The sequence below is a fragment of the uncultured Arthrobacter sp. genome (genome assembly GCF_947495145.1).
GTDB lineage: Bacteria > Actinomycetota > Actinomycetes > Actinomycetales > Micrococcaceae > Arthrobacter_D.
On record NZ_CANLXP010000008.1, the window covers coordinates 46,328 to 72,805 of the forward strand.

The 26,478-nt window shown below is 64.5% G+C and carries 20 protein-coding genes; 14 read left to right on the forward strand and 6 right to left on the reverse strand.

Features of this window, described 5'->3' with window-relative positions; genetic code table 11:
• Positions 1-86 precede the first annotated feature (86 nt).
• Positions 87-1,073, reverse strand: coding sequence for an acetylxylan esterase (locus Q0877_RS07830; protein ID WP_299166836.1), 987 nt, complete (start codon positions 1,071-1,073; stop codon positions 87-89).
• Positions 1,074-1,259: 186 nt separating this feature from the next.
• On the opposite strand from Q0877_RS07830, the gene Q0877_RS07835 reads away from it, so the two are divergent.
• From Q0877_RS07835 to Q0877_RS07865, 7 genes are all read left to right on the forward strand, one after another.
• Entirely contained in the window at positions 1,260-2,558 is a 1,299-nt protein-coding gene (locus tag Q0877_RS07835) for an ABC transporter substrate-binding protein (protein WP_299166837.1), read from the forward strand.
• A 27-nt stretch (positions 2,559-2,585) separates the two neighbouring features.
• Entirely contained in the window at positions 2,586-3,572 is a 987-nt protein-coding gene (locus tag Q0877_RS07840; RefSeq protein WP_299166838.1) for a carbohydrate ABC transporter permease, read from the forward strand.
• Positions 3,569-4,474 carry a carbohydrate ABC transporter permease gene (locus tag Q0877_RS07845; protein ID WP_299166839.1) on the forward strand — a complete coding sequence of 302 codons (906 nt, stop codon included), beginning with the start codon at positions 3,569-3,571 and terminating at the stop codon, positions 4,472-4,474. Before Q0877_RS07840 ends, Q0877_RS07845 begins: the two co-directional genes overlap by 4 nt.
• The gene (locus Q0877_RS07850) at positions 4,471-5,109 is read left to right on the forward strand and encodes a hypothetical protein (protein WP_299166840.1); all 639 of its coding nucleotides are present in this window, start codon (positions 4,471-4,473) and stop codon (positions 5,107-5,109) included. The genes Q0877_RS07845 and Q0877_RS07850 overlap by 4 nt, the downstream gene beginning before the upstream one ends.
• A gap of 27 nt (positions 5,110-5,136) precedes the next feature.
• Entirely contained in the window at positions 5,137-7,110 is a 1,974-nt protein-coding gene (locus Q0877_RS07855; protein ID WP_299166841.1) for a beta-galactosidase, read from the forward strand.
• A 45-nt stretch (positions 7,111-7,155) separates the two neighbouring features.
• Positions 7,156-7,620, forward strand: a complete 465-nt coding sequence (locus tag Q0877_RS07860) for a hypothetical protein (RefSeq protein ID WP_299166842.1) — start codon at positions 7,156-7,158, stop codon at positions 7,618-7,620.
• Between the two features lie 131 nt (positions 7,621-7,751).
• Complete coding sequence (locus Q0877_RS07865; protein ID WP_299166843.1) at positions 7,752-9,440, forward strand: thiamine pyrophosphate-binding protein; 1,689 nt, start codon at positions 7,752-7,754, stop codon at positions 9,438-9,440.
• 63 nt (positions 9,441-9,503) lie between these two features.
• Here the strand turns inward: Q0877_RS07865 and yicI are convergent, their stop codons facing one another.
• Complete coding sequence (gene yicI, locus Q0877_RS07870) at positions 9,504-11,684, reverse strand: alpha-xylosidase (protein WP_299166844.1); 2,181 nt, start codon at positions 11,682-11,684, stop codon at positions 9,504-9,506.
• A 127-nt stretch (positions 11,685-11,811) separates the two neighbouring features.
• On the opposite strand from yicI, the gene Q0877_RS07875 reads away from it, so the two are divergent.
• Entirely contained in the window at positions 11,812-12,807 is a 996-nt protein-coding gene (locus Q0877_RS07875) for a LacI family DNA-binding transcriptional regulator (RefSeq protein ID WP_367182156.1), read from the forward strand.
• A 14-nt stretch (positions 12,808-12,821) separates the two neighbouring features.
• Here Q0877_RS07875 and Q0877_RS07880 read toward each other — a convergent pair whose 3' ends face one another.
• From Q0877_RS07880 to Q0877_RS07890, 3 genes are read right to left on the reverse strand one after another with little or no spacing between them, the layout of a single operon-like run.
• A complete protein-coding gene (locus Q0877_RS07880; protein ID WP_299166846.1) occupies positions 12,822-13,745 on the reverse strand; it encodes a carbohydrate ABC transporter permease in 924 nt (307 codons plus the stop codon).
• Positions 13,742-14,746 carry a sugar ABC transporter permease gene (locus Q0877_RS07885; RefSeq protein WP_299166847.1) on the reverse strand — a complete coding sequence of 335 codons (1,005 nt, stop codon included), beginning with the start codon at positions 14,744-14,746 and terminating at the stop codon, positions 13,742-13,744. Before Q0877_RS07885 ends, Q0877_RS07880 begins: the two co-directional genes overlap by 4 nt.
• Positions 14,747-14,754: 8 nt before the next feature.
• Positions 14,755-16,431, reverse strand: coding sequence for an extracellular solute-binding protein (locus Q0877_RS07890; RefSeq protein WP_299166848.1), 1,677 nt, complete (start codon positions 16,429-16,431; stop codon positions 14,755-14,757).
• A 240-nt stretch (positions 16,432-16,671) separates the two neighbouring features.
• Here Q0877_RS07890 and Q0877_RS07895 point away from each other — a divergent pair, with 240 nt between their 5' ends.
• The gene (locus tag Q0877_RS07895) at positions 16,672-19,494 is read left to right on the forward strand and encodes a glycoside hydrolase family 3 C-terminal domain-containing protein (RefSeq protein ID WP_299166849.1); all 2,823 of its coding nucleotides are present in this window, start codon (positions 16,672-16,674) and stop codon (positions 19,492-19,494) included.
• A 134-nt stretch (positions 19,495-19,628) separates the two neighbouring features.
• On the opposite strand, the gene Q0877_RS07900 is transcribed toward Q0877_RS07895, so the two are convergent.
• Complete coding sequence (locus tag Q0877_RS07900; protein WP_299166850.1) at positions 19,629-19,925, reverse strand: hypothetical protein; 297 nt, start codon at positions 19,923-19,925, stop codon at positions 19,629-19,631.
• A 263-nt stretch (positions 19,926-20,188) separates the two neighbouring features.
• Between Q0877_RS07900 and Q0877_RS07905 the strand changes: the two genes are divergently transcribed.
• The 5 genes from Q0877_RS07905 (at position 20,189) to allB (ending at position 26,465) form a co-directional block, all read left to right on the forward strand.
• On the forward strand, positions 20,189-20,977 hold the full coding sequence (locus Q0877_RS07905; protein ID WP_299166945.1) for a hydroxypyruvate isomerase family protein: 789 nt from the start codon (positions 20,189-20,191) through the stop codon (positions 20,975-20,977).
• A 178-nt stretch (positions 20,978-21,155) separates the two neighbouring features.
• Positions 21,156-22,058, forward strand: a complete 903-nt coding sequence (locus Q0877_RS07910; protein ID WP_299166946.1) for a 2-hydroxy-3-oxopropionate reductase — start codon at positions 21,156-21,158, stop codon at positions 22,056-22,058.
• A 107-nt stretch (positions 22,059-22,165) separates the two neighbouring features.
• On the forward strand, positions 22,166-23,944 hold the full coding sequence (gene gcl / locus Q0877_RS07915) for a glyoxylate carboligase (RefSeq protein ID WP_299166851.1): 1,779 nt from the start codon (positions 22,166-22,168) through the stop codon (positions 23,942-23,944).
• A 20-nt stretch (positions 23,945-23,964) separates the two neighbouring features.
• Positions 23,965-25,113 (forward strand): glycerate kinase, encoded by a 1,149-nt coding sequence (locus Q0877_RS07920; RefSeq protein WP_299166852.1) that lies wholly within the window; start codon positions 23,965-23,967, stop codon positions 25,111-25,113.
• An 8-nt stretch (positions 25,114-25,121) separates the two neighbouring features.
• Positions 25,122-26,465 carry an allantoinase AllB gene (gene allB / locus Q0877_RS07925; protein WP_299166853.1) on the forward strand — a complete coding sequence of 448 codons (1,344 nt, stop codon included), beginning with the start codon at positions 25,122-25,124 and terminating at the stop codon, positions 26,463-26,465.
• The last annotated feature ends 13 nt before the right edge of the window (positions 26,466-26,478 follow it).

A 26,478-nucleotide genomic window follows, 5' to 3' on the forward strand; every position in this document is an offset into this window, starting at 1 on the left:
TCAATGATCCACGTTTCGCGCGTTTCGTGCAGGTTCAGTCAGTTAGCAGGCATCCGAACCCGCCGTAGCTACCCAAGCTTTCCGGATTAGGCCGAAGCGAACACCTCGCGCTGGAACCGGATGTGCTCAGCGGCCTGGACCGCGCCGCCGTTCTCGTGCCCGTTGTAGGGGAAGACGTTCATCGATTTCGGTCCGGCGTAGGAGTTGTACGCGGCGTATACGCAGGACGGCGGGCAAACGTCGTCGAGCAGGCCCACCGAGAAGAGCGCCGGCATGGTGGCGCGGGCGGCGAAGTTGACGCCGTCGAAATAGCTGATCGTGTTGAAGATCTCCTTCTCACGCCCGCGCTGGACCCCGAGGTAGCGCACCAGCTCGCTGTACGGTGCCGTGTTGACGATCTCGGTTGCATGCCGGACGTGGGAAAGGAACGGCACGTCCACGATTGCGGCCAGCGGCGCGTGCTCGAGGAAGGTGGGGGACAGGGCTGCGGAAGCCAACGCGATCGCCCCGCCCTGGCTGCCCCCTGAAATGAGCAACCGCGACGGGTCAACGAACGGGTGCGCCTGTGCCGCCTCGACGGCGCGCACTGCATCGGCGAACAGGCGCCGGTAGTAGTAGGTTTCGGGGGAGTCGATGCCGAGCGTCAGGTGACCGCCGAAGTGGGGTCCCCCCACACCCGGATCGGGCGTGTCGCCGCTCTTGTGCCCGGCACCCTGCCCGCGAAGATCCATGACGAAATGCGCGACGCCGGTGCTTGGGATGGCAGTCCAGTCGCCGAGCAGGCTCCTGCCTCCGCCATAGCCAATGTAGGTGACGACGGTGGGCAGCGGACCTGCGGCTGAGCGGGGCCGCAACATCCACCCTTTGATTGGATGGCCACCGTAGCCAGCGAAGGTGACGTCTTCGGTGACCAGTTCGGAATAACCGGCGTCGACCTCGTCGAAACGGGCATCGAGCGCGAAGGCCGCGGTCTCAGCGAGCGTTTTCTCCCAGAACGCATCGAAATCTGCGGGTTCGGCGCGATCGGGTGCGTACTGCTCGAGTTCGCGGAGGGGGAGGTCAAACTGCGGCATTTGAGGAATTCCTTCGCTCATCGTGTCTCGGAAGTATCACAGCTCACATTATTCTAGGAGTAGGCCTTGCGCATTGAGACGATTCAATTTACTCTCGATGGAGAGCGCTTTCCCGTGATGTACACCACTGTACCAGCGGCCCAAAGAGCTTCACCTCAAATCTGAGCCGTTCCCAGGAGGACAAAGATGTTCAATAAACTCTCACGACGCGCCGGGTCCGGCGTAGCGGTCACTGTTGCAGCAGCTCTCATGCTGACTGCCTGTGGCGGCAATGGCGGCGGCGAAGCCGGCGGCACCCCTGACCCGAACGAGGAAGTCACCCTCAACTTCACCTGGTGGGGTAACGAGGACCGCGCCGAGCGTTACAACGAGGCTATTGCGCTCTTCGAAGAAGAGAACCCCAATATCGACGTCAACGGCACCTTCATGGACTTCCCCGCCTACTGGGAGAAGCGCCAGACCGAAGCAGCCGGCGGCGGCCTGCCGGACGTCATGCAGTTCGACTACAGCTACCTGCGCCAGTACGGCCAGAACGGCCTGCTTTTGGATTTGACCGAGTACGAGGGCAATGGCCTGACCACCGACAGCATCGACGAAACGCTGCTGGCCACCGGCAAGCTTGAGGACCAGACCCTCGCGGTTCCCACCGGCTACAACGCCTGGTCGCTCTTTGAGAACCCGGCAGTCATCGAGCAGGCGGGCGCAGAAGGCTACGAGGGCGGCACGTCCTGGGAGGACTACGACGCCTACATGGCTAGCGTCACCGAAGCGTCGGGCGGCGAGGTTTACGGCGGCACTGACTACACCGGTCGCATCCAGAACTTTGAGCTGCAGCTGCGCCAGGAAGGCCGCGAGCTCTTCACCGAAGAGGGCGAGATCAACTTCACCCAGGAGGAGCTCGCTGAATTCTGGAGCAGCGCGCAGGACGTTCGTGACAACGCCACGATCCCTGCCCGCCAGCTCGAGGAAGTCGCTCCGAAGTCCGGCTTCGGTGCCAACCTCACCGCAAGCGAAATGACCTGGTCAAACTTCATGGGCGGCTACCTGGCAGACACCGGTGCTGAGGACCTCACCATCCTTGCTCCGCCCACCGATGATCCCTCAGTCAAGGATCTCTACCAGAAGCCGTCCATGCTGCACGCGGTTGGCGCTCAGACCGAGCACCCTGAAGCAGCAGTCGCCTTCGTTGAGTTCCTGATCAACAGCCCGGAGGTCGGGGAGATCTTCGGCGCAACTCTGGGCGTCCCCGCCTCAGAGACCGCACTCGAAGGTGCCGCGCTCGAAGGCCCGGAGCTCGAGGTCAAGGAATACCTGGACTCGGTTGCAGACCGCATTGGTGATCCCCCCGCCGCACCGGTTGTTGGCTACGGCGCGCTGGAGAACACCTTCCTGACGTTGGGCACCTCGATCGGCCTGGGCGCCATCACTCCTGAAGATGCCGCACAGCAGTTCTTCGACGAGGTCGCCGTTACGCTCGGCAGCTGAACCAACCGCACTTATTAGGAGCAGTTCATGACCACGGGATCGGCGCACGCGCCAACACAAACCCGCACTACCGCCGAACCCGGCACCCGTCCGGCGGGCAACCGCCGGACGGGTGGGCAGCCCAAGCGCAAACGCAGCAGGGACACGCTCGCCGGTTACGCTTTCCTCTCCCCATGGCTGCTTGGGCTCTTGGCACTCACCCTGGGGCCCATGCTGTATTCGCTCTACTTGGCCTTCACGGACTACAACCTCTTCACGGCCCCCGAGTGGTCGGGGTTAGCTAACTTCGAACGCATGGCAGGCGACACCGTCTTCTGGAGTTCCGTACAGATCACGCTGATTTACGTCCTCGTCGGAACCCCCATCAAACTGGCGGCCGCTCTCGGCGTGGCCATGCTGCTCAACTTCAAGTCGCGGGGCACCGGTTTCTTCCGCTCCGCCTTCTACGCACCAAGCCTCATCGGTGCCTCCGTTTCAATCGCTATCGTCTGGCGGGCAATGTTCTCCGCCGACGGTCCGGTCGACAGCGGACTGAGCCTGTTCGGCATCAACCTCGGCGGCTGGGTCGGTGTGCCGGCCCTCATCATGCCGATGATGATCCTGCTGGCCGTCTGGCAGTTTGGTGCACCTATGGTCATCTTCCTGGCAGGTTTGAAGCAGGTCCCCACCGAGCTTTATGAAGCGGCGTCCGTTGACGGTGCTAGAGCATGGCGCAAGTTCATCAGCGTTACGCTCCCCATGCTTTCGCCGGTGATCTTCTTCAATCTGCTGCTTGAAATGATCGGCGCGTTCCAGATCTTCGCCTCGGCCTACATCATCGGCTCAGGAACCGGCGGACCTGCCGGCGCCACCAACTTCTACACCGTCTACCTCTACACCCGCGCGTTCACGAACAACCAGATGGGTTACGCCTCGGCGATGGCTTGGGTTCTCTTGATCGCCGTCGGCATCCTCGCGTTCATCCTTTTCCGCACCTCCAAGAGCTGGGTGCACTACGGAGGTGACTCAAAGTGACCACGATCGAAACAAACCCCACCGCGGTACCGCCGGTCCAGCCGACTCGAAAGCGCCGCCAACCCCGGCGAAAGACGGCGGCTACGGTGGCCTGGATCATCGGCATCGTGCTGCTGACCGCAGTCGTGCTTTATCCGCTCCTGTGGATGATCTCGGCTTCGTTGAAACCGAGCGCGGAATTCGGATCGAACCAGAGTTTCCTGCCCGAGAACCCGACCTTCGATAACTTCGTGAAGGTCATGGAGGGCGTCGCAGGTATCCCGACCTGGAGGTTCTTCTGGAACTCCACGATTTTGGGTATCGGTGCGGTGATCGGTACGGTCATCTCGTCTTCGATGGCTGCGTATGCCTTTGCCCGCCTCGACTTCAAGGGCCGGCCGCTGTTCTTCACCATGATGATCGGGACGCTCCTGCTCCCGTTCCACGTGCTGATCATCCCGCAGTACATCGTTTTCCGGAACCTCGGCATGGTGGACACGTTTCTCCCTCTGCTCGTCGGCAAATTCCTGGCCACCGAGGCATTCTTCGTGTTCCTGATGGTGCAGTTCATCCGCAACCTGCCCAAGGAACTCGACGAAGCAGCACGCATTGACGGGTGTGGTCACTGGCGGATTTTCTGGTCCATCACCATTCCGCTGATCAAACCGGCGCTCATCACCTCCTCGATCTTCGCGTTCATCTGGAGCTGGAACGACTTCCTCGGCCCGCTGCTGTACTTGAACTCGCCGGAAAACTACCCGCTGCCGCTTGCACTGCGAGTGTTCAATGACCAAACCAGCGGTTCCGACTATGGTGCCACCGTGGCCATCTCCGTTCTCGCACTACTGCCGGTGATGCTGTTCTTCATCATCTTCCAGCGCTTCCTCGTGGCCGGTGTGGCCACCCAGGGCCTCAAGGGATGACAGCCCGCAGCGTCCGCAAACGGCGTGAGCAGCGTCAGCTGCAGAACGATACTGACGGCACCCAGCTCAAGTGGCCGGGTGCCGAGGGGAAGTTCGCGCTGTTCGCGGAAGTGCTGTGGATAGGGGTTCTCACTGTCGCCGGCGGACTGCTGCTGATCACGCTGCCGGCGGCGATTGCAGCCTCCAATCGGCACCTCCACCGCTACCTGCTGGCCGAGCGTTCCACGCTCGGCCGGTGGTGGTCGGACTTCCTGTCCGCCCTCCGCACTGGTTGGGTAGTCGGATTAACGACGACGGCGCTCGCCTTGGTCCTGCTCTTCAACCTCCTTCTTGCCGGCACCCAGGTGCTGCCCGGCTGGCAGGCGGTGTTCGTCGTCGGGCTGGTGGCTCTGGCCGCCTTCGCGCTGGCGCTGCTGCAGTCAGCGGTCCGCTGGACGCCCGAGAAGGGCTGGTGGCAGGCGGTGCGGGATGGGGTGCAGGCTTTCGCCTCGGACCCGGGCGCGATTGTCCCGCTGCTCGTCGCACTGGCGCTGACCGTCATTGTGACGTGGCAGCTGCCGCCGCTGATTGTGCCCGGAATGGGCTGCCTTGTTTTTGCTGTGCTCGTTGTGAAGGAACGCGAGCGCAAGCGCTAGATTCAAAACACTCCCGAAAGGAACACCGTGCACTACGGCGGCGATTACAACCCTGAGCAGTGGCCCGAATCCGTTTGGCCCGAGGACGTTGAACGGATGAAAGAAGCCGGGGTCACCATGGTCAGCCTCGGCATCTTCGCGTGGGCGCGCATCCAGCCCGCGGAGAACGTTCACGACTTCGAGTGGCTTGACCGCGTAATCAATCTGCTGCACGGTGCCGGTATCGCCGTCGACCTCGCAACCGCGACGGCATCGCCCCCGCCGTGGATGACGGTCGCCTACCCGGACATCCTCGCCGCAGACGAAAACGGCGCACCGTACTGGCACGGCAGCCGGCAGCATTACGCGCCCTCGTCGCCGTCGTACCGCCGCCTTGCCTCCGCACTGGTGCAGCGCCTCGCCGAGCGGTACGTGGACCATCCGGCGGTAGTCCTGTGGCACGTTAACAACGAATACGGCTGCCACCTCAACCTGGACTACTCCGACTCCGCCCGCGACGCGTTCCGCGTGTGGCTGGAACGGAAGTACGGCACGCTTGAAGCCTTGAACACCGCTTGGGGCACCTGGTTCTGGGCGCAGCACTACGAGTCCTTCGACCACATCTTCCCGCCGCGCAAGGCCCCCTATAGCCACAACCCCGGCCAGCTGCTCGACTTCCGCCGCTTCACCTCGGACATGCTGCTCGAGTGCTACCGGATGGAGCGGGACATCATCCGCGCCGCCGGAGCCACCCAGCCCGTCACCACGAATTTCATGGGTGCCTTCAAGCCCGCCAATTACTGGGAATGGGCCGCGGAGATGGACGTCATCTCGGACGACTGCTACCCGGACCCCAACGAGGCCGAGAGCTTCCGCGCCGGGGCCTTCCAGCGCGACCTGATCCGCTCGTTCAAACCGGATACTCCGTGGCTGCTCATGGAACAGTCCACGAACGCGCTTAACTGGCGGCCCACCAACGCGCCGAAGGCCCCCGGGCAGATGCAGGCGCTGTCCATGCAGAGCGTCGGCCGCGGTGCCGACGGTATCCTTTTCTTCCAGTGGCGGCAGTCCCGTGCGGGCGCCGAGAAGTTCCACTCAGCGATGCTGCCGCACGCCGGCACCTCCACACGGACGTGGCGCGAGGTCGTTCAGTTGGGCGAGGAGCTTGGGTCTCTTCCCACTCTGCCTGCGGGCTCGAAGGACGCCTGCGTGGCCATCGTCTTCGACTGGGAGAACTGGTGGGCCATCGAAAACCCGGACCACCCGGTTGTCCTTGACTACGTCGAGTGCGTGCAGCGCTGGTACAACGCCATCCACCGCCAGCATGTGCAGGTCGACTTCGTGCAATCGACCTCCGATCTGGCGCAGTACGCCGTAGTCGTCGCGCCGCAGCTGTACCTGCTTAAGGAAGACGGGGCTGCGAACCTTACGGGCTTCGTCGAGGACGGCGGGCACCTGCTGGTCACTGCGTTCAGCGACGTTGTCGACGAGCATGACCGCTTCCGCGAAGGCGGGTACCTCACCCAGTTGGGTCCGGTGCTTGGTGTCACGCTGGAGGAATTCGGGGCACTGGTACCCCCTCACGCCGCCGGTCCCGGTCAGCGCACCGCCCCTATCGCGTTCGATTCTGAAACCTTTGACGGCCTGTACCTGGCGGAGGAGATCGCCGCCGTCGACGCCGAGGTGCTCGCTTCCTTCAGCGGCGGGCGGACTGAGGGTCTCCCGGCTTTGACGTCCCGTGCCGCCGGCGCGGGCCGCGCCTACTACCTCGCTACCGTGCCCGACGACGACGGCGCACGCCTCGTGAGTGCGCACGTGTTTGCAAGCGCCGGCGTCGTGCCCGTGCTCGAAGGGCTGCCCGAGATGGTGGAGGTAGCGCAGCGAGGCGACGTGGTGACGCTGATTAACCACGGTGCTGACGCCGTCGCAATCGAGGTGTCGGGGACAGATCTGCTGAGCGGTGAGGCTGTGGACAAGGTGCATCTGGAGTCATTCGGGTACGCGCTGGTGCGTCAGGCGTAGGTTTCCTGTGGATCCGTAGGGTCACCGCGGGGCTACGCTGTATCCATGTCGCGAACACGGGTTCGAGCGGGCGCCGTTGCGGCTGTCCTGCTGACGGCGGGTTGCGGCTGGATACCGCAGCCCAAGCCGGGCACTGAGTCCGGTCCAGACGGCGAACTTCTGGTGGTGTCGCGGACCGGACCTGGTGATGCGGTTATGCAGGCCCTGTTTGAAGGGACTCTCTTCCTCAACGAGAATGGCTGCGTTGCCGGCCGTACCCTCGACGGCTACGAAGTTGGCATGCTTTTCCCGCAGGGAAGCCACTTCGAGTCGGGTGACGGACTATTGATCCAATCCGAAGACCACCAGTTGGCGCTGGACGTGCCGGTGGCTCTCGGTGGCGGGTTCACCTCTTTGGATGAGGGCCGGCTCTCGGATGTACCCGACGGGTGCAAGTACGAGGAGACGTTCATGGTCCAAACGTTCGGCACGGCTGGTTCGTACATCACGCCGTCGCACTCGCCGAACTGATCACCTCACCCACTCTGCGGATCCGTTGGATCGGCGCATGCGCGACTCCCTGGACAGCTAGCCGCGATGCGGGCCCGCTGCCTGGGAGCACCTAACCTAGTGAGGACGAACACGAAGGAGTGGACTTAACCATGACGAGCGCCAGCCCCCAGGACCAGCCAGGCAATGCCCGGATGCTTCCCGACGAGGGCCATGTGTCGGCGGCCGTGGCCGATGCGGTGGCGGAGCGGGCCGGCCACCTGTTCGGGCTGATGGGCAACGGCAATGCTCACTTCATCAGCAGACTCACCCGACGCGGTTTCGCGTTCACGTCCGCGCGGCACGAATCCGCAACCGTTGCCATGGCAGACGCCTATCACCGGGCAACCGGCGGAGTGGCCGCAGCAACCACCACGTACGGCGCAGGCTTCACGAATGCCTATACAACCCTGGCCGAGGCACGTATCGCACGCATCCCCCTGGTCCTCGTCGTCGGAGATGCACCGGCGGCCGGCCGGCGAAATTTCGATGTCGATCAGACGAAGGCAGCAGAAGCGGTCGGGGTAACCACCCTGGTCGCCCACCCCGGCAACGCCGCCGAGATCACCCACCGCGCCTTTGATCTCGCGGTCCAGACGGTGCAGCCCGTCATCGTCGCCATCCCGTATGACGTCGCCACGGCGCCGCTTACCGATCCTGAGCCCCTCGAGCCGCTGCCCGGCAAGGCGGTGTGGCCGCCGGAGGAGACGGACCTTGACCGGGTGGCCGATCTGCTCGCCTCGGCCAAGCGGCCGGTCGTAATTGCCGGACGGGGGGTGGTTCTCGCCGACGCCGCGGCGCCGCTCAAGGAAATCGGCGACCGGCTCGGCGCCCTCTTCATGACCTCCGTCATGGCGATCAACGCCTTCGACAGCGAGTGGGACCTGGGAGTCGCCGGAGGCTTCACTCGCCGTCACCGTCTCGAAGTGGCCCGGCAGGCCGACGTCGTTCTGGTGGTCGGCGCCAGCATGAACATCTTCCAGACGCGCTACGGAACCCTGTTCCCAGAGGGCACCCGCATCATCCGGGTGGACAACGAGCCCGATGAGAAGCATCCAATCGTCGTGGACTATATCCGCTCCGACATCCGTCCTTTCCTCGACGGGTTGCTCAAGCGCGTGGAACCGCCTGCAAGCACCTGGCGCCAGGAGATCCCCGAGGTCGCCGAGGCGGAGTTCCGTTCCTCCCATCCCATCGAAGACCCCGTCGAGTTCGGGCCCGACGGCCGTCTCAACCCCCGGGCCGTGGTCGCTGCGCTGGAGGACATCCTCCCGGCCGAGCGCTCGGTGGTCATGGACGGCGGGCATTTCATCGGGTGGGCGCCGATGTACCTATCCGTACCCGATCCGCATGCCATGATCCTCGTCGGCACAGCGTTCCAGTCCATCGGCATGGGTTTCGGGTCCGCTGCGGGAGTCTCGGTGGCACGACCGGACCGCACCACCGTTCTGGTCAGCGGCGACGGCGGCGGCCTCATGGGCCTGGCGGACTTCGAGACCTTCCTCCGCGCCACCCGCCGCGGCGTGCTGATCGTCCTGAACGACTCCGCCTACGGCGCCGAGCTGCACCAGTATGCCGCCAAAGGCTTGCACAACCAGGCGATGCTTATCGACGAAGTGGATTTTGCCGCCGTCGGGTGTGCCCTCGGTGCCAAGGGCGCCAAGGCGCACACGCTAGCCGACCTGAAAGAACTCACAGCCTGGTTGGCAACCGGCGACGACGGCGTGTTCGTCCTCGACGTCGCGATCTCCCAGCAGGTGGTCGCCGAGTTCATGGCGGAGTCCGTGGCGATCAAGAAGTAGCCGGGTGCGTGAGCGGGCGGCTCGACCAGGGACCGCCCGCCCACTTATCCAAGGAACTACTATCTAACCAACGACGACGGCGCTCACCTCACCCTGCGCGGCGGTCACCTCGTACGTTGTCGATGAACCGTCGGGGGAGGGCACGCGCACCTTGGCGCGATGCCCCTCCTCGACTGCGAAGGCGCTGAACTCGACGTTCGCTGCCCAGTCGTAATCCGGCCGGTTCGAAACGGTGCCCATCGGCAGGACAGTTCCGGGCCGGACAAAGACCGGCGCTTCCATCACGGAGAAGGACCGGGTGTGCCAGCGGGGGCCGTCAAGGGTGTCACCGGACTCGAGATGCGTCCACGTTCCCTCCGGAAGGTAGAAGGAATGCTCGCCGCCTGGCTCAAGGACCGGTGCAACCAGCAGGTTGCCGCCGAGCATGTACTGCCTGTCCAGATGCGCGCACCCGGGATCGCCGGGAAACTCCAGGAACATGGGACGCATCACCGGGGTCCCGGAGGCATACGCTTCCTCAGCCGCGCCGGCCAGGTACGGCATCAGGCTCATCTTCAACTCGGTGAAGTGGCGCAGCACATCGACGGACTCTTCGTCCACCAGCCACGGCACCCGGTAGGAGTTGGACCCGTGCAGACGCGAGTGCGATGACAGCAGGCCGAAAGCGATCCAGCGCTTGAACATCTCCGGCTCCGGCGTGCCCTCGAACCCGCCGATGTCATGGCTCCAGAAGGCGAAGCCCGAGGACGCCAGGGAAAGTCCTCCGCGAAGGGACTCGGACATTGCGGCAAAGGTCGATTCACAGTCCCCGCCCCAGTGGACGGGCAGCTTCTGGCCGCCGGTGGTTGCCGACCTCGCGAACAGGACCGCTTCACCCTCGCCCAACTCCTTCTCGAGGAGCTGGAACACCGCTTCGTTGTACAGCTGGGTGTAGTAGTTGTGCATCCGCTGCGGGTCGGAGCCGTCATGCCAGACGACGTCGGTGGGGATGCGCTCGCCGAAGTCGGTCTTGAATGAGTCGACGCCCTGCCCGAGCAGCGTGCGGAGCTTGTCCTGGTACCAGAGGACGGCGTCGGGATTGGTGAAGTCCACCAGCCCCATACCTGCCTGCCAAAGGTCCCACTGCCACACCGAACCGTCGGCCCGCTGCACCAGATAGCCAAGCTCCTGGCCCTCGCGGAACAGATGGGACCGCTGCGCAATGTACGGGTTGATCCACACGCACACCTTGAGCCCGCGCTCGTGCAGGCGCCGGAGCATGCCCTCCGGGTCGGGGAACGTCGCCGGGTCCCAAACGAAGTCGCTCCAGTGGAAGGCGCGCATCCAGTGGCAGTCGAAGTGGAACACGGAGAGCGGCAGATTTCGCTCCGCCATCCCGTCGATGAAGGACATGACGGTGTCCTCGTCGTAATCCGTGGTGAACGAGGTGGAAAGCCACAATCCGTAGGACCACGCGGGTATCCGCGCCGGCCTTCCGGTCAGTTCCGTGTACCGGCGCAGGATGTCCTTGGGGGAGGGCCCGTAGATGACGAAGTACTGGAGCTTTTGGCCCTCCACGCTGAACTGGGCACGGGAGACAACCTCCGATCCGATCTCGAACGAAACCCGCTCGGGATGATTCACGAACACCCCGTACCCGGAGTTGGTCAGGAAGAACGGCACGTTCTTGTAGGCGAGGTCGCTGGAGGTTCCGCCGTCCTCGTTCCACACGTCCACCGACTGGCCGTTCTTCACGAACGCTCCGAAGCGCTCGCCGAGCCCGTACACATTGGTGCCCACGCCCAGGGTGAGCTGTTCGTGCACAAAGGAGCGGCCGGCGTCGTCGGTAATGAAACCGACGCTCCGCGGCACTGAACTGGTCAGCAGCTTTCCGTCACCTGTGAAATCGACCGTCCAGTCGCCGCTCAGACTGACGGACGCGGTGAGCGCACCGGAGGTCAGGGTGGCGTGCGTTTCGCCGACGGACACGTCGACGGCGGGGTGCGCGTCCTGCAGTTCGAACCGCGGCTTGGGATTGAGCGCGCCCTGGAAGTGCTCGATGGTCACGCCGATGATGCCCTCCAGCGGCGATGTGAAGGTGACCGTCAGCTGCGGGCAGTTCAGCGCGTCTCCACGGGCGTTGATTCGCTGGGTCGGCGCGTAGATTTCGAGGCCGGAATCGGTGGCCACGGCGTCGGAAATGTCCCGCGGATGCAGGGCGGTGAGGCCCTTGCGGTACATCCAGTAACCGTCAGTGAATTTCATGCTGTTCCTTCGATGTGGTGCGTGAGAGGAGTGTGTGGGTGTCGAAGCGCTTCTCTGGCTGAGGGTTGAACTTCGGGATGGACAGTGATCGAACGCTGTCGAAGCTAGGATGTAGTCCGTGGCCACCATGAATGATGTTGCCCGGGAAGCCGGGGTATCGCTGAGCACCGTCTCGTACGTGCTGAGCGGAAAGCGAACCATTTCCGACGAGACGAGGCTGGCCGTCCAGGACGCCATCCGGAAGCTGAACTACAGTCCGCATTCCGGCGCGCGAGCGCTCGCGTCCAATCGATCCAACGTGCTGGGCCTGATGGCGCCGCTGCGTGCGGACGTGAATGTCAGCGTGGTCATGCAGTTCGTCGCAGCCGTGGTCACCACCGCTCGCACCTATAACCAGGACGTTCTCCTCCTGACCCAGGACGACGCCGGCGGGTTGGAGCGCGTCACATCGCAATCCATGGTGGATGGGCTTCTGATGATGGACATCGAAGCGCGTGATCCCCGTATTCCGCTGCTTGCCAAGCTGCGCAAGCCGGCCGTCCTGATCGGTCTGCCGGATGATCCGCAGGGGCTCAGCTGCGTCGACTTTGATTTTGCGGCCGCCTCCCGCACCGCGGTGCGGCATCTGGTGGACCTGAACCACCGCAGTATCGGCTTCATCGGATCCCCCCAGGCGTCCCTCGAACGTCACGCCACCTACGCCGATCGAGCCCGCAAGGGCTTCACCGAGGCCTGCGATGCCGCCGGTGTCAGCTCCACGCTGCGTGCCTGTGAGGCATCCATGCCGGCCCTCACCGAGGCGCTCAATGCAGTGCTCGACGACGACGGCGCCCCCGGCGTGACTGCCCTCGTGGTGCATAACGAGGGGCTGCTTCCGCTGCTCCACGAGGCACTGGGCACCCGCGGGCTGCGCATTCCCGAGGACATCTCTGTGGTGGTGATCGCGCCCGAGGACGTGGCGCTCGCCGCTGCCAGGCCGTGGACCGCTGTCTCCATTCCCGCACATGACATTGGCCGCGCCGCGGTGGAGATGGTCATGGACCGGCTCAACTCGGACAAACCGGTGGAGGTGCGGCTGATCGTTCCGAAGCTGGTGCAGCGGGAGACGTCGAGTACGCGCTGAGCTGGGGACTGCCGTCATCCCTTCACCGCGCCGATCATGACGCCCTTGGTGAAGTGCTTCTGCACGAACGGGTAGACCATCAGGATCGGCACCATGGCGATCACGATGACCGCCATCTGCAGAGCGAGCGAGGGCGCCACGCCCTGGCCGACGTCGATCTGGCCCGGCACTGAGACACCCTGCAGTACGTAGGAGCGCAGGACCACCTGCAGCGGGTTCTTGGAGCTGTCATTGATGTAGAGCACCGCGTTGAAGAAGGCGTTCCAGTAGCCGACGCCGTAGAACAGCGCGATCACGGCCGTCACCGCCTTGGACATCGGGAGCACGATCTGGCCGAGAATGCGCCACTCGCTGGCGCCGTCGATCCGTGCGCTGTCCAGGATTCCGCGGTCGATGCCCATGAAGAATCCGCGCAGGATGATGATGTTGAAGACCGAGACTGCACTCGGCAGAATCAGCGCCCAGTAGGAGTTGATGAGGCCGAGGCCGGAAACCAGCAGGTAGGACGGGATCATCCCGGCGCTGAAGAACATCGTGATCAGCAGGGTGAACAGTATCGGCGTATGGGCGAAGGAGCCCGGCCGTGAGAGTCCGTAGGCGCACAGGATCGACACCACCATACTGAGCAGCGTTCCGGTGACGGTGACGCCGACACTGACCAGCACGGCACGGGTCACCACTCCGCCGTTCAGGATCTGGCGGTACGCATCGAGCGAGAATTCACCCGGGATGAGGACGAGGCCGCCCGCCTGGGTGATGGTGCCCTGAGACGAGACGCTGGTGAGCAGGATGGTGTAGAGGGGGCCGAGGACTGCGAGCACCACGAGGCACAGCAGCACGGCTTTGCCTGCCTTCGCTGCAAGTCCCGGTTCTTCTTCCCAGGCCGGTCGTGAAGGGCCTGTGCGGCGGGGCCGGGCCGGCTTGATGATTGTTGTCATGACTTGGAGTACACCCCGTTTTCACCGAAGAGATGGGCCACCTTGTTGGCGGCGAGAATGAGCCCGAGCGAGATGACGCCCTTGATGAGCCCGGCGGCAGCTGCGTAGCTCCAGTCGCCGTTCTGGATGCCGGTGTAGTAGACGAAGGTGTCCAGCACCTCGGCAGCCTCGGCGCCCACGGCGTCGCGCTGCAGGATCATCTGCTCGAACCCGACGGTCAGCGCATCGCCGAGCCGGAGGATGAGCAGCAGGACGATGACCGACCGAAGCCCGGGGAGCGTCACGTGCCACATGCGGCGCCACCGGTTGGCACCGTCGACGGCGGCGGCCTCGTACTGTTCCGGATCGATGGCAGCCAGGGCAGCGAGGAAGACGATGATTCCCCACCCGGCGTCCTTCCAGACGGCCTGCGACGTGATGAGGAACAGGAACGTGTCCGGGTTGGTCATGATGTCCATGCCGCTCCACCCGTTGGCGCGGAGCATCTGGCTCAGGAGCCCGGCGCCGCCCAGCAGCTGCTGGAAGACCGACACCACGAGTACCCACGAAAAGAAGTGCGGGAGGTAGACGATCGCCTGGATCGTGGCGCGCATCGCCGGCCGAAGCAGGGAGTTGAGCAGGAGAGCCAGCGCGATCGGAACGGGGAAGAAGAACACGAGCTGGAATCCCGTAATCACCAGGGTGTTGCGCACGGCGTTCCAGAAGTTGGGATCACCGAAAACCCGCGCGAAGTTCTCCAGGCCTACCCAGGGGCTGGCCGGGATGCCGATGAACGGCGAGTAGCTCTGGAAGGCGACCACGTTGCCGAGCAACGGGATGTAGGCGAAAACAACCAGGAGCACGACGACGGGAAGCGCCATCAGGACCAGCGAACGGTCACGGCGGAACCGGGCTTTCAGACCCTGCTTGCGCCGGACCGGCGGCGGGGCAGGCGGGCTTGCGATGTCGTCGTGCTTGTGTGCAGCCAGCTGGGCGCGGCGGATGGACTCTGTGGTGGTCATGGCCGTGCTTACGCGGTCAGGAAGCCGGCGTAAAACTCGCGGAGCTTTTCGCCGCCGTTCTGCTTCCAGGTGGCGATCTCTGAATCGAGGTCCTTCAGGCTCTTGCGGCCGCGGGCGATGTCCTTGGCGAGGTCGTCGAACGGTGCGCCGAGGGAGCCGTACTGCGGCGGCTCCTGGATCTGCATGCCGAAGAAGACGTCTTCCTGGACGAAGGGGGCCTGGCGTGCCTCCCACTCCGTCTTGGCCTGGACGAAACCGGGGTACTGGACCTGCGAGTTGACTGTGGGCGGGCTCACCAGGAACTGGTACGTGCTCGTGACTTCCGCGCGCCCGAGGTCAGTCATCTGCGGGATGTTCTGGTCATCGCGCTCGAAGTGTTTGCCCTCGACCCCGCTGGTGATGAGGAGGTTCTCCTCAGTGCCGAACGGTGCGGCCATGAAGTTTGCCAGTGCCAGCAGTTCTTCAACCCTGGCCGGGTCGTCGGTCTTCTTGATGAAACTGAAGATTCCGGCGGGCTGGCCGCTGAAGAGGACCGGATCACCGCCGTCGGGCGCGAAGAAGTCCATGGGCTGCATGTTGAAGTCAGGGTTGGTGGGCAGCACGCGGCCGAGTGCCTCGTGCCAGCCGCCGACGCCGTCGACCGTCATCAGCGTGGCGCCGGATTCGAAGCGCGGCTTTGCCTGCTGGGCGTTGCCCGCAACGGCGTCGGGGTGGACGGCTCCGGACTTGAAGAGCTTGATGATCCACTCCAGGGCGGCGCGGTATTCCTCTGTCTCGAACTTGTTCACCAGCGTGCCGTCCACGAGCTTCCATTTGGGAACGACCCCGTGCATCAGCTGGGCACCGTTCCAGACGTCCTCGGAACCCCAGCGGTTCTTCGAAGGGTCGGTGATCTCCTTGGCGATGGCGATGTACTCATCTGCTGTCTTCGGCTGTTCGAGGCCCATTTCCTCGAACAGGTCCGTGCGGTAGAAGAACGCATCATTGACCAGTGGGGTGGGCATGGGCAGTCCGTAGAGGCCGCCCTCGAAGCAGCTGTACTTCCACGCCGCCGTCGGAATGTTGGCCAGGTTGGGGTACTTCTCGACCTTGTCACCCGCAAGATAGGGGGAAAGGTCCGTGAACAGGCCCTTGGCTGCCTGCCCGAAACGCGGCGGGATGTTCCAGGACGGGATGACCACCCAGTCGGGAACGTCGCGCGGTGAGGCGAGGACGGTCTGGATCTTGTCGCCGTAGGTATTGCCGTCATTGGCCTGGAATTCGACGGTGGCGCCGAGGCGCTCGTTCACCGCCTGGTAGTACGCGTTATCCGGCAGGCCGCGGGGAATGGCCCACCACGCGGGCGACATTGCCGTGTAGGCGCCGCCGCTTCCGGGAGGCTTCGGAACGGACTTGACCAGTTTGGTGGGGATGGTCGTGAAGCCCGGCGTGGACCCGTTGACGCCCGGAATGTCGGGCTGAACCAGGTTCATCGGGATGTACTTGGGCACAAGCTTGGCGACGGCGTCCGCCAGCCCGCCGGCCGTCGTCGCCTGTGGAACGGATGCGCTTGTGCTGCACGCGGTCAGCAGTGTGGGGGAGGCGGCGAGGAAGGCGGCTCCGCCCAGCAGGCCGAGGAAAGACCGGCGGCCCAGGGGCTTGCGGCTTTCAGTAACCGGGTTGAAGCCGTGGGAATGGTTTGGCATGGTGCACTCCTTCGTGTCCAGGCGCGCCAATGGGGCGCTGTGGTGGTTTGCAATGCGAATTGGTGGCGCGTCGGCTGGGCTGAATCAGTCGAAGCGCTTCGATTGATCCAACCGTAGGGCATCTTCCGTCTCGAGACAAGAGGAAATTGTGTTGCGTATCACAGCGGTTGCTGTCAGCATGGTGGTCGAGAAGCGCTGTGCAAGCGCTTAAACAATCCTCCCAGTGATCGGAACTCCTTCGTGACCGAAACCCGTCTGGCCATCCGCACCGCGCAGGGCATACTCGCCACACTGTCCCAGGCTCAGAAGATTTCGCTGCTTCACCAGCATTCGCCCGCCGTTCCCGACGCCGGTCTGGCCTACTTCCACACGGGCGCGGAGGCAGCGCACGGCGTCGCCTGGCTCGGTGATGCGACGGTTTTTCCGCAGACCGTCGGCCTCGCAGCCACCTGGGACGAGGACCTGCTGCGGCGGGTTGGGCGGGCGGTCGGCGTCGAGATGCGGGCAAAGAAGGCCGCCGATCCGACCGTGAGCCTGAACGTCTGGGCGCCCGTGGTCAATCCGCTCCGGCACCCGCTGTGGGGCCGGAATGAGGAGGGTTTTTCGGAGGATTCCGGGCTCACCGCTTCGCTGGCCACGGCCTACTGTGAAGGGCTGAAGGGTGATTCCGCCGAGCAGTGGCTGACCGTCCCCACGCTGAAGCACTTCCTCGGCTACAACAACGAGCGCGACCGGAACGTCACTTCCAGCCAGCTGCCGCCGCGCGTCCTGCATGAATACGAACTGCCCGCCTACCGACAGCCCATCGAATCGGGTGCCGCGGGCGCGGTCATGCTGTCCTACAACCTGGTCAACGGGCGGCCCGCACACGTCTCCGATCTGGTGGCCGAACACCTGCGCACGTGGCGCAATGGCGACTCACTCGCTGTCGTGACGGACGCCGGCGCACCGTCCTCCCTGTTCTCGGCGGAGAAGTATTTCGACGACGGCGCTTCTGCCTACGCAGCTGCCCTGCGTGCCGGCGTCGACAGTTTCACGGACGACGGCGACGACTCCGCGCCGTCCATTGCCTACCTTGAGGAGGCGCTGGACCGCGGGCTCATCTCTGTCGCGGATATCGATGCAGCGGTCCTTCGCCTGCTCACGCTGCGTGAACGTACGGGCGAGTTCGAGTACGACGGCGGCGTGTATGGGTCGATCCCTGCGGATGAGCTTCTGACTCCCGAGCACGCTGCCCTTGCCCGGGAGGCGGCTCGGAAGTCCGTAGTGGTTCTCCGCAATGCCCCGGTTGATGCGTCAGTTGATGTCTCGGTTGACGCCTCAGTTCATGCGGGGCCGGTCCTTCCCTTGGGCGACGCGCCTGGAACCATCGCCGTCATTGGATCCCTAGGGTCCCACGTGCTCAGCGACTGGTACAGCGGAACACTCGTGAATCCCGTGAGTATCGCGGCCGGCATCGAGGAGCGGTACGGAAGCGTCGTCGCAGAGGAAGGTGTGGACCTCGTTGCGCTTCGGAGTACCCGCACCAACCGGTATTTAGGCGTGCCGGATGGATCGGCGGCTTTGACGGCTTCGACGGGGTCTCCGGGACCGGCCGAATCTCTGGTGCTCAAGAATTGGGGGAACGGCGAGTACACGCTGCGCTCCTCTGTGAGTGGACGCTTCATATCGGGGGAGAGCGGGTACCTCCGTGCAACGTCGGAGCGGGTCGGCGGTTGGGTGGTTCAAGAGACGTTCGCGCTGCACCCCTCGGTTGACGGCTCGGTCGCCCTGCGGCACGTCGGGTCCGGGAAATGGGTTCGGGTAGAGGAAGGAACGGGTAGCGCCGTTCTCGTTACAGGATCCGAGCAGGACGCCGACCGCTTCACTCTGCGGACCCTCCGGTCCGGTACCGAAGCGGCACGCAAGGCTGCGGCGTCGGCGGATGTCGCCGTCGTCGTTGTCGGTAATGATCCGCATCTGGGCGGGCGGGAGACGATCGACCGAACCACGCTTGACCTGCCGCAGAGCGAACAGGAGCTGATCCGGGTGGTGCGGGAGGCGAATCCGCGAACCGTGCTGGTGATCGTCTCGTCCTACCCGTATGCACTTGGCGAGCTGGCGGAGGTGCCGGCAATCGTGTGGTCTTGTCACGGAGGGCAGGAGCTCGGGCGCGGTGTGGCGGACGTGCTGAGCGGTGACCATGAGCCTTCCGGGCGGCTGCCGCAGACCTGGTGGGCGCGCGATGCAGACCTCGCGGACATCCTCGACTACGACATCATCGGCTCCCGGTCCACCTATTCCTACAGCACTGCTGAACCTCTCTATCCGCTGGGGCATGGGCTGGGGTATGCGGCGGTGGAGTACGAGTCGGCTTCGTATGGTGACGGCGTGCTTGCGGTGTCCGTGCGGAATGCCGGTGGGCGGGCGGCGCATGAAGTGGTGCAGGTGTATGGCACATCGGACCTGCCCGGCTACCCGCGGCGGCGGCTGATTGCTCATGCACGAGTGTCGCTGAAGCCGGGGGAGCGGACCGTCGTTTCGATCCCGGTGGCCGAGGAGAAACTTGCAGTCTTCAGCCCGGCTGCGGGGCGAATGCTGGTGGAGCCGGGAAGCTATGCCCTGCTAATTGGCCGTTCCGCGGAAGATTTGCCGCTTGCGGTTGCCCTCGAGGTGGGTGGATCGGGTAGTCCTGCGCGGACGCGTGGCTCCTGGATCCGGGCGGAGCTGTTCGATGAGTCCGTCAATGCCCTGCTGGTGCCGGAGTCGCCGCTACAGGGGACTGCCGTGACCGTCGCCGATTCCGCGCTTTTGCGGGCAACTCTGACGTATCGCGGATGGGGTGGCTCAGCGCCGGCGTCGGTATCGGTGCGAGTTGTGCGGCGTGCAGGTGGTGCGCTGCGGATTCAGGTACCCGGAGCGGCTGGGACCTGGCATGACTGGGGTGCTGTATCTGTTGCGGCTGGCCACGCGGGGGACCTGGAGATTCCTCTTCCCGGGCGTTTCGATGAGATGCCCGCGGTGGTCCGGCTGGTGCTTGAAGGATCGGTTACGGTCAGCGAAATTTTGGTTTCTGAGCCCTGATCCGGCTCTGGCTACTGCCTGGCTACGCTCCGGTTTCTCCAGCATCGGCTGCTTCAGCTGCGGTTACTTCAGCTGCGGTTATTTCTCCGGGCTACTTCGTCCGGTTGCTTCAATCCCGGTTACTTTTCCGCGCGCTACTTCTCCTCCGGCGCGGCCGGTCCCTCGTGTTCCTCGTTGCGGCCTTCGTTGCGTTCGGCCGAACGGCGCTGCAGGAACCGCCGTGCCGGCCCTGCCCAGGACAGAAGGAGCAGGACTGTGAAGAGGTGATTGGCGAGCCCGCCGAGCACCTGAAACGGAATGATCTGCACGAGTGCCGTGACAACCAGCACGGCCAGCAGAACGTTCTTGATGATCTTGAGTGCCTGCGGTTTCAAGGGTCGCGGCCATTCGATCATTGCCGTTACGTCGTCATGCCTGTGCGCGCGTTGCATCGGTCCCCTCTCCTGTCCCTAAGGCTATCGCGCCGGCGCACGGTGTGCTGCCCGTGCGACGTGACGCGTGACGGTGCGGCGTGTAACCCGCAGAAACTGCCCGGAGGTGCAGGATCGCCGATTCGACCCTGCACCTCCGGGCAGTTTTTCCGACGACGCCGGTTGACTCACGTCACACCCAACCCCTACTATTTCATTAGACAGAAAGTTACTTCCACAATACGGAATAACGAATAAGGCGAAAGAACATAAAGGGATCGATGATGACCTACACCGTGAACTGCTCCATCCTCCTCACCGAGCTGCCGCTGCTGGAGCGGCCGTCCGCTGCGAAGAAGGCCGGCTTCGACGCCGTCGAGTTCTGGTGGCCGTTCGATACCTCCACCCCGTCGGAAGCGGATGTCACAGCCTTCGAAAACGCGATCACCGACGCCGGCGTTCAGCTCACCGGCCTCAACTTCAACGCCGGCAACATGCCGGGCGGCGACCGCGGACTCGTGTCCTGGCCGGAGCGGCAGGATGACTTCCGGGCCAACGTTCCCGTCGTCGTCGGGATCGGTGAGCGTCTGGGCTGCAAGGCTTTCAATGCGCTGTATGGCAACCGAATTGATGGTGTGAGCCCCGAGGAACAGGACGCCGTCGCCGTCGAGAATCTGGCGTTCGCGGCTGACGCGGTAGCTGCAATCGGCGGCATTGTCCTTCTGGAGCCGGTAAGCGGCGCCGAGAGATATCCGCTGCTCACGGCACAGGACGCTTTGAACGTGATCGCGAAGACCGGCAAGAGCAACATCAAGCTCCTCGCTGACTTCTACCACCTGGCCGTCAACGGCGACGACGTAGCGCAGGTCATTGAGAACCACGCCAGGGACTTCGGCCACATCCAAATCGCCGATGCCCCCGGCCGCGGAGCTCCCGGCAGCGGGGACCTCCCGCTCGGAGAGTGGATCACCCGCAGCCGTGAACTCGGGTATGAGGGCGACATCGGGCTCGAGTACAAGGAATCGGCGGGCACCGCCTTCAACTGGACCATCCGCCAACACGCCTCCCGCTAGTCCCCACCCGCTCCCTAACCTCGCAAGCTCGGCCAGGGAACCCGGCGGGCGTGGGCCCATCACCCGCTCCCTAACCTCGCAAGCTCGGCCAGGGAACCCGGCGGGCGTGGGCCCATCACCCGCTCCCTAACCTCGCAAGCTCGGCCAGGGAACCCGCCGGGCGTGGGCCCACCCACCACTGAACAGACTTCGAAGGACATACAGAATGAGCAACGTCACAGTCATCGGACTTGGCATTATGGGCCTGCCCATGGCCATCAACCTCGTCAAGGCCGGCCACACAGTTACCGGCTTCAACCGCAGCTCCGACAAGATGGACAAGTTGGTGGCGGAGGGCGGTTCAGCGGCAACCAGCATCGCTGACGCCGTCAAGGATGCCGACGTCGTCATCACCATGGTTCCGGACTCACCTGATGTCGAGGGCGTGGTGAGCGGGGACGACGGCGTCCTCGCCAACGCGAAAAAGGGCGCCCTCTGGATCGATGCCAGCAGCATCCGCCCGGACGTCGCGGTTGAGCTCTCCAGGCAGGCGCGCGACGCCGGTCTGAAGCCGCTGGACGCACCGGTTTCCGGCGGCGAGCAGGGCGCCATCGACGCCGTCCTCTCGATCATGGTTGGCGGAGAGAAGGAAGACTTCGACGCCGCACAGGACGTGCTGACCGCCGTCGGCAAGACCATCGTCCACGTCGGCCCGTCGGGCTCCGGCCACACCGTCAAGGCTGCCAACCAGCTCATTGTCGCCGTCAACATCGGCGTCCTGTCTGAAGCGATCGTTTTCCTTGAGGCCTACGGCGTTGACACCGACGCCGCCCTCAAGGTCCTTGGCGGCGGCCTCGCCGGCTCCAAGGTGCTCGACCAGAAGGGACAGAAGATGCTCGACCGCAACTTCGACCCCGGCTTCCGACTAGCCCTCCACCACAAGGATCTCGGCATTGTCACCTCAGCCGCCCGCGAAGCAGGCGTGGCCACCCCACTGGGTGCCGTCGTCGCGCAGTTGGTTGCCTCGCTCGTCAACACGGGCGACGGCGGCCTGGATCACTCCGGCCTCTTCAAGCTGATCAACCAGCTGTCCGGCAAATAACCCACACCCTTCCCGTTCATTTGGCAGGACACGCCCCGAAAGACACCTCATAAGGGGTGTGTCCTGACAACTCAACGGATCTGAAACTCACGTAGTAGGAGCACACCATGCCTAAAATGCGCGCTGTCGACGCAGCCGTTGCGATCCTGGAGAAGGAGGGCGCCACCACGGCGTTCGGCCTGCCCGGAGCAGCAATCAACCCCTTCTATTCCGCGATGCGCACCCACGGCGGCATCCACCACATCCTTGCCCGCCACGTTGAGGGCGCCTCGCACATGGCCGAAGGTTTCACGCGTGCCAAACCGGGCAACATCGGCGTCTGCATCGGCACCTCCGGCCCCGCCGGAACCGACATGATCACCGGGCTCTATTCGGCCATGGCGGACTCCATCCCCATCCTCTGCATCACCGGCCAGGCACCCGTGGCCAAGCTGTACAAGGAAGATTTCCAGGCCGTCGACATCGCCTCAATCGCCGGACCGGTGACCAAGATGGCCGTTACCGTCATGGAAGCGGGCCAGGTTCCCGGCACGTTCCAGAAGGCGTTCTACGAAATGCGGACCGGGCGCCCCGGGCCCGTGCTGATCGACCTGCCGATCGACGTCCAGCAAACCGAGATCGAGTTCGACCCCGACACCTACGAGCCCCTCCAGGTCCACAAGCCCGCCGCCACGCGCAAGCAGCTGGAGAAGGCCCTTGACATGCTGACGGCGGCCGAAAAGCCCCTCATCGTGGCCGGCGGCGGCATCATCAACGCCAACGCCTCCGAGCAGCTGGTGGAACTCGCAGAGTTGCTGAACATCCCCGTGATCCCCACGCTCATGGGTTGGGGAACCATTCCCGACGACCACGAGCTGATGGCGGGCATGGTCGGCCTGCAGACCTCGCACCGCTACGGCAACGCCACCATGCTGGAGTCGGACTTCGTGATCGGCATCGGCAACCGCTGGGCCAACCGCCACACCGGCGCCCTCGACGTCTACACCAAGGGACGCAAGTTCGTACACATCGACATCGAGCCCACGCAGATCGGCCGCGTGTTCTCGCCCGACTTCGGCATAGTGTCCGACGCCGGTGCCGCCCTGAGCGGCCTGGTCGCCATTGCGCGCGAACGCAAGGCGCAGCAGGGCCTTCCGGACTGGAACGCCTGGGTCAAGGACTGTGCCCAGCGGAAGTCCACCATGCAGCGCAAGACCAACTTCGACAACGTGCCGGTCAAGCCGCAGCGCGTGTACCAGGAGATGAACAGCGCTTTCGGCCGGGATACCCGCTACGTGTCGACCATCGGCCTTTCCCAAATCGCCGGCGCGCAGTTCCTGCACGTCTACGAGGCCCGCAACTGGATCAACTGCGGCCAGGCCGGCCCGCTGGGTTGGACTGCACCGGCAGCTATCGGTGTGGCCCAGGCGAGTCCGGGGGAGACCGTCGTCGCGCTTTCCGGCGACTACGATTTCCAGTTCATGATCGAAGAACTGGCAGTCGGCGCGCAGTTCCAGCTGCCGTACATCCACGTGGTGGTGAACAACTCCTACCTCGGCCTGATCCGCCAGGCCCAGCGCGGGTTCGAGATGGACTACCACGTATCCCTCGCCTTCGAGAACGTGAATGCACCCGAGCTCGACGGCTACGGCGTGGACCACATCAAGGTCGCTGAGGGCCTGGGCTGCAAGGCGATCCGCGTCCGTGAGGCCGATGATCTGCAGGCTGCTTTCGAGAAGGCCCGAGCGCTCATGCAGGAGTACCGCGTGCCCGTGGTCGTGGAGGTCATCCTCGAACGCGTCACCAACATCTCCATGGGAGCAGCCGGAATCGACGCGATCAACGAGTTCGAGGACCTCGCCGAATCGTCCGACGACGCCCCCACGGCCATCTCCCTGCTCGTCTAGAGGGCTGGTTCAATAGCGTCATGCGAATCGTCATTGCACCGGACAAGTTCAAGGGATCGCTCACGGCTCCCGAGGTCGCAGAACGGCTGCGTGCCGGGCTGCTGACCGCGGACCCGGGGCTGACCGTGGATACTGTCCCAGTGGCCGACGGCGGTGAGGGCACCCTCGATGCTGCCCTCGCCGCCGGATTCGACCGCCACATCGCCACGGTCTCCGGACCGACGGGTGAACCGCTCGAGGCTCCGGTCGCCATCCGCGATTCCACGGCGGTGATCGAGATGGCCCTCGCGTCCGGGCTCGCGGTTCTTCCCGGGGGAGTGCTGCAGGCCCGCGACGCGACGAGTTCCGGCACCGGCGAACTGATCCGCTATGCACTCGATTCCGGCTGCACCAAAATTGTGCTGGGCGTCGGCGGCAGCGCGAACACAGACGGCGGCGCCGGGATGCTTACCGGCCTCGGCGCCGCTTTGCTCGATACAACAGACAGCGCGCTTCCCTCTGGCGGCGCGGCATTGACTGACCTGGCCAGGATTGACCTATCCGACCTGGACCCGCGGCTTGCGACGACGACGTTCACGCTCGCGTCCGACGTCGACAATCCCCTTCTCGGCCCCAACGGCGCTGCCGCTGTTTTCGGCCCACAGAAGGGAGCAACGCCCGACGACGTCGCTCACCTGGACGGTGCGCTGGCCCGGTTCGTTGAGGTGCTTGAGAAGGAACTCGGGTCGCGCGCCCGTGTCCCGGCCGCTGCGCCGGGCGCAGGAGCCGCGGGCGGTGTCGGCTACGCAGCCCTTGCGGTACTGAACGCAGAGCGAAGGCCGGGCATCGACGTCGTACTGGAGCACACCGGACTGGCCCGCAAGCTGGACGGTGCTGATCTGGTGATCACCGGTGAAGGCAGTCTGGATGAGCAGAGTCTCGGCGGGAAGACGCCGCTGGGCGTGGTGAAAGCGGCCGGGGACATCCCGGTGATTGCCGTGTGTGGACGAACGACGCTCACCCATGAACAGGTCACAGCGGCAGGGTTTCAGAGCGTGTACGCGCTGACCGACCTGGAGCCCGACGTCGGCAAGTGCATCGCGAACGCCGGGGAACTGCTTGAGCAGGTAGGGCAGAGTATCGCCGCCTCCATTGGTGTGGGCGTCGGACAACAGGAAGCCAAGGGGTAGGGAAACGCATGAGTAACGAAACATATGACCTCGTCATCCGCGGCGAGCGCGTCCTGACGACGGCGGGAATCGCCGCCCGGGAAGTCGGCGTCCGGAACGGCGTCATTGTGGCGATGGAGCCGCTGGGCAATGGCCTCGACGGCGCCACGGTGGTCGAACTCGGTCCCGATGAGACGCTGATCCCGGGGCTGGTTGATTCTCATGTGCACGTCAACGAACCCGGCCGGACGGAGTGGGAGGGCTTTGCCTCAGCCACGAAGGCAGCTGCGGCGGGAGGAGTCACCACCATCATCGACATGCCGCTGAACAGCATCCCACCCACGGTCAACGTGGACGCGCTTGAGCAGAAACGGGCAGTAGCGGAAACTCAGTCCTTCGTTGACGTGGGCTTTTGGGGCGGCGCGATTCCCGGCAACACAGCGGATTTGCGTCCGCTCCATGACGAGGGCGTCTTCGGGTTCAAGTGCTTCCTGCTCCACTCCGGTGTGGACGAGTTCCCACACCTCGAGGCCGATGAGATGGAAACTGACATGGCGGAGTTGAAAACCTTCGATTCCCTCATGATCGTTCACGCCGAGGACTCGCGTTCCATTGACCGTGCACCGTCCGCCGAGGGGGATCAGTACTCGAAGTTCCTCGCATCCCGCCCGCGCGGGGCGGAGAACGTCGCCATCGCCGAGGTCATCGAACGGGCCCGCTGGACCGGTGCGCGTGCGCACATCCTGCACCTGTCGTCGTCGGACGCACTGCCCATGATTGCAACGGCCAAGCGCGACGGCGTGCACCTCACTGTTGAGACGTGCCCGCACTACCTCACGCTGCTGTCGGAGGAAATCCCGAACGGTGCCACGGCGTTCAAGTGCTGCCCGCCGATACGTGAGGCGTCCAACCGCGAGCTCCTGTGGCAGGGGCTTATTGACGGGACGATCGACTGCATTGTGTCCGACCATTCGCCGTCCACCCTGGACCTCAAGGATCTCGAAAACGGCGACTTCGGCGTGGCGTGGGGCGGCGTTTCCTCGCTGCAATTGGGTCTCTCGCTGATCTGGTCGGAGGCGCGGAAGCGAGGCATCCCGCTCGAGCAGGTTGTGGAGTGGATGTCAGCCCGTCCCGCCGGATTGGCCCGCCTGCAGCGCAAAGGAAAGCTCGCACTCGGGTACGACGCCGATTTCTCCATCTTCGCGGCGGATGACACCTTCGTGGTCGACGTGAACAAGCTCCACCACAAGAACCCCATCTCGCCGTACGCGGGAAAGGCGCTCTCCGGCGTCGTCCGTTCCACCTACCTGCGCGGTGAGGTGCTGGACCTTGAGAAGCCGACGGGGCGCCTGCTCCGCCGCGGAGCCGCCTGACCCACTTACAATT

Coding starts and splice junctions, on each gene's coding strand:
- allB (WP_299166853.1), top strand. CDS start 25,122: ATGAGTAACGAAACATATGACCTCGTCATCCGCGGCGAGCGCGTCCTG.
- Q0877_RS07900 (WP_299166850.1), bottom strand. CDS start 19,925: ATGCAACGCGCGCACAGGCATGACGACGTAACGGCAATGATCGAATGG.
- Q0877_RS07860 (WP_299166842.1), top strand. CDS start 7,156: ATGTCGCGAACACGGGTTCGAGCGGGCGCCGTTGCGGCTGTCCTGCTG.
- Q0877_RS07875 (WP_367182156.1), top strand. CDS start 11,812: ATGAATGATGTTGCCCGGGAAGCCGGGGTATCGCTGAGCACCGTCTCG.
- Q0877_RS07890 (WP_299166848.1), bottom strand. CDS start 16,431: ATGCCAAACCATTCCCACGGCTTCAACCCGGTTACTGAAAGCCGCAAG.
- Q0877_RS07880 (WP_299166846.1), bottom strand. CDS start 13,745: ATGACAACAATCATCAAGCCGGCCCGGCCCCGCCGCACAGGCCCTTCA.
- Q0877_RS07920 (WP_299166852.1), top strand. CDS start 23,965: ATGCGAATCGTCATTGCACCGGACAAGTTCAAGGGATCGCTCACGGCT.
- Q0877_RS07905 (WP_299166945.1), top strand. CDS start 20,189: ATGACCTACACCGTGAACTGCTCCATCCTCCTCACCGAGCTGCCGCTG.
- gcl (WP_299166851.1), top strand. CDS start 22,166: ATGCCTAAAATGCGCGCTGTCGACGCAGCCGTTGCGATCCTGGAGAAG.
- Q0877_RS07835 (WP_299166837.1), top strand. CDS start 1,260: ATGTTCAATAAACTCTCACGACGCGCCGGGTCCGGCGTAGCGGTCACT.
- Q0877_RS07865 (WP_299166843.1), top strand. CDS start 7,752: ATGACGAGCGCCAGCCCCCAGGACCAGCCAGGCAATGCCCGGATGCTT.
- yicI (WP_299166844.1), bottom strand. CDS start 11,684: ATGAAATTCACTGACGGTTACTGGATGTACCGCAAGGGCCTCACCGCC.
- Q0877_RS07840 (WP_299166838.1), top strand. CDS start 2,586: ATGACCACGGGATCGGCGCACGCGCCAACACAAACCCGCACTACCGCC.
- Q0877_RS07885 (WP_299166847.1), bottom strand. CDS start 14,746: ATGACCACCACAGAGTCCATCCGCCGCGCCCAGCTGGCTGCACACAAG.
- Q0877_RS07850 (WP_299166840.1), top strand. CDS start 4,471: ATGACAGCCCGCAGCGTCCGCAAACGGCGTGAGCAGCGTCAGCTGCAG.
- Q0877_RS07830 (WP_299166836.1), bottom strand. CDS start 1,073: ATGCCGCAGTTTGACCTCCCCCTCCGCGAACTCGAGCAGTACGCACCC.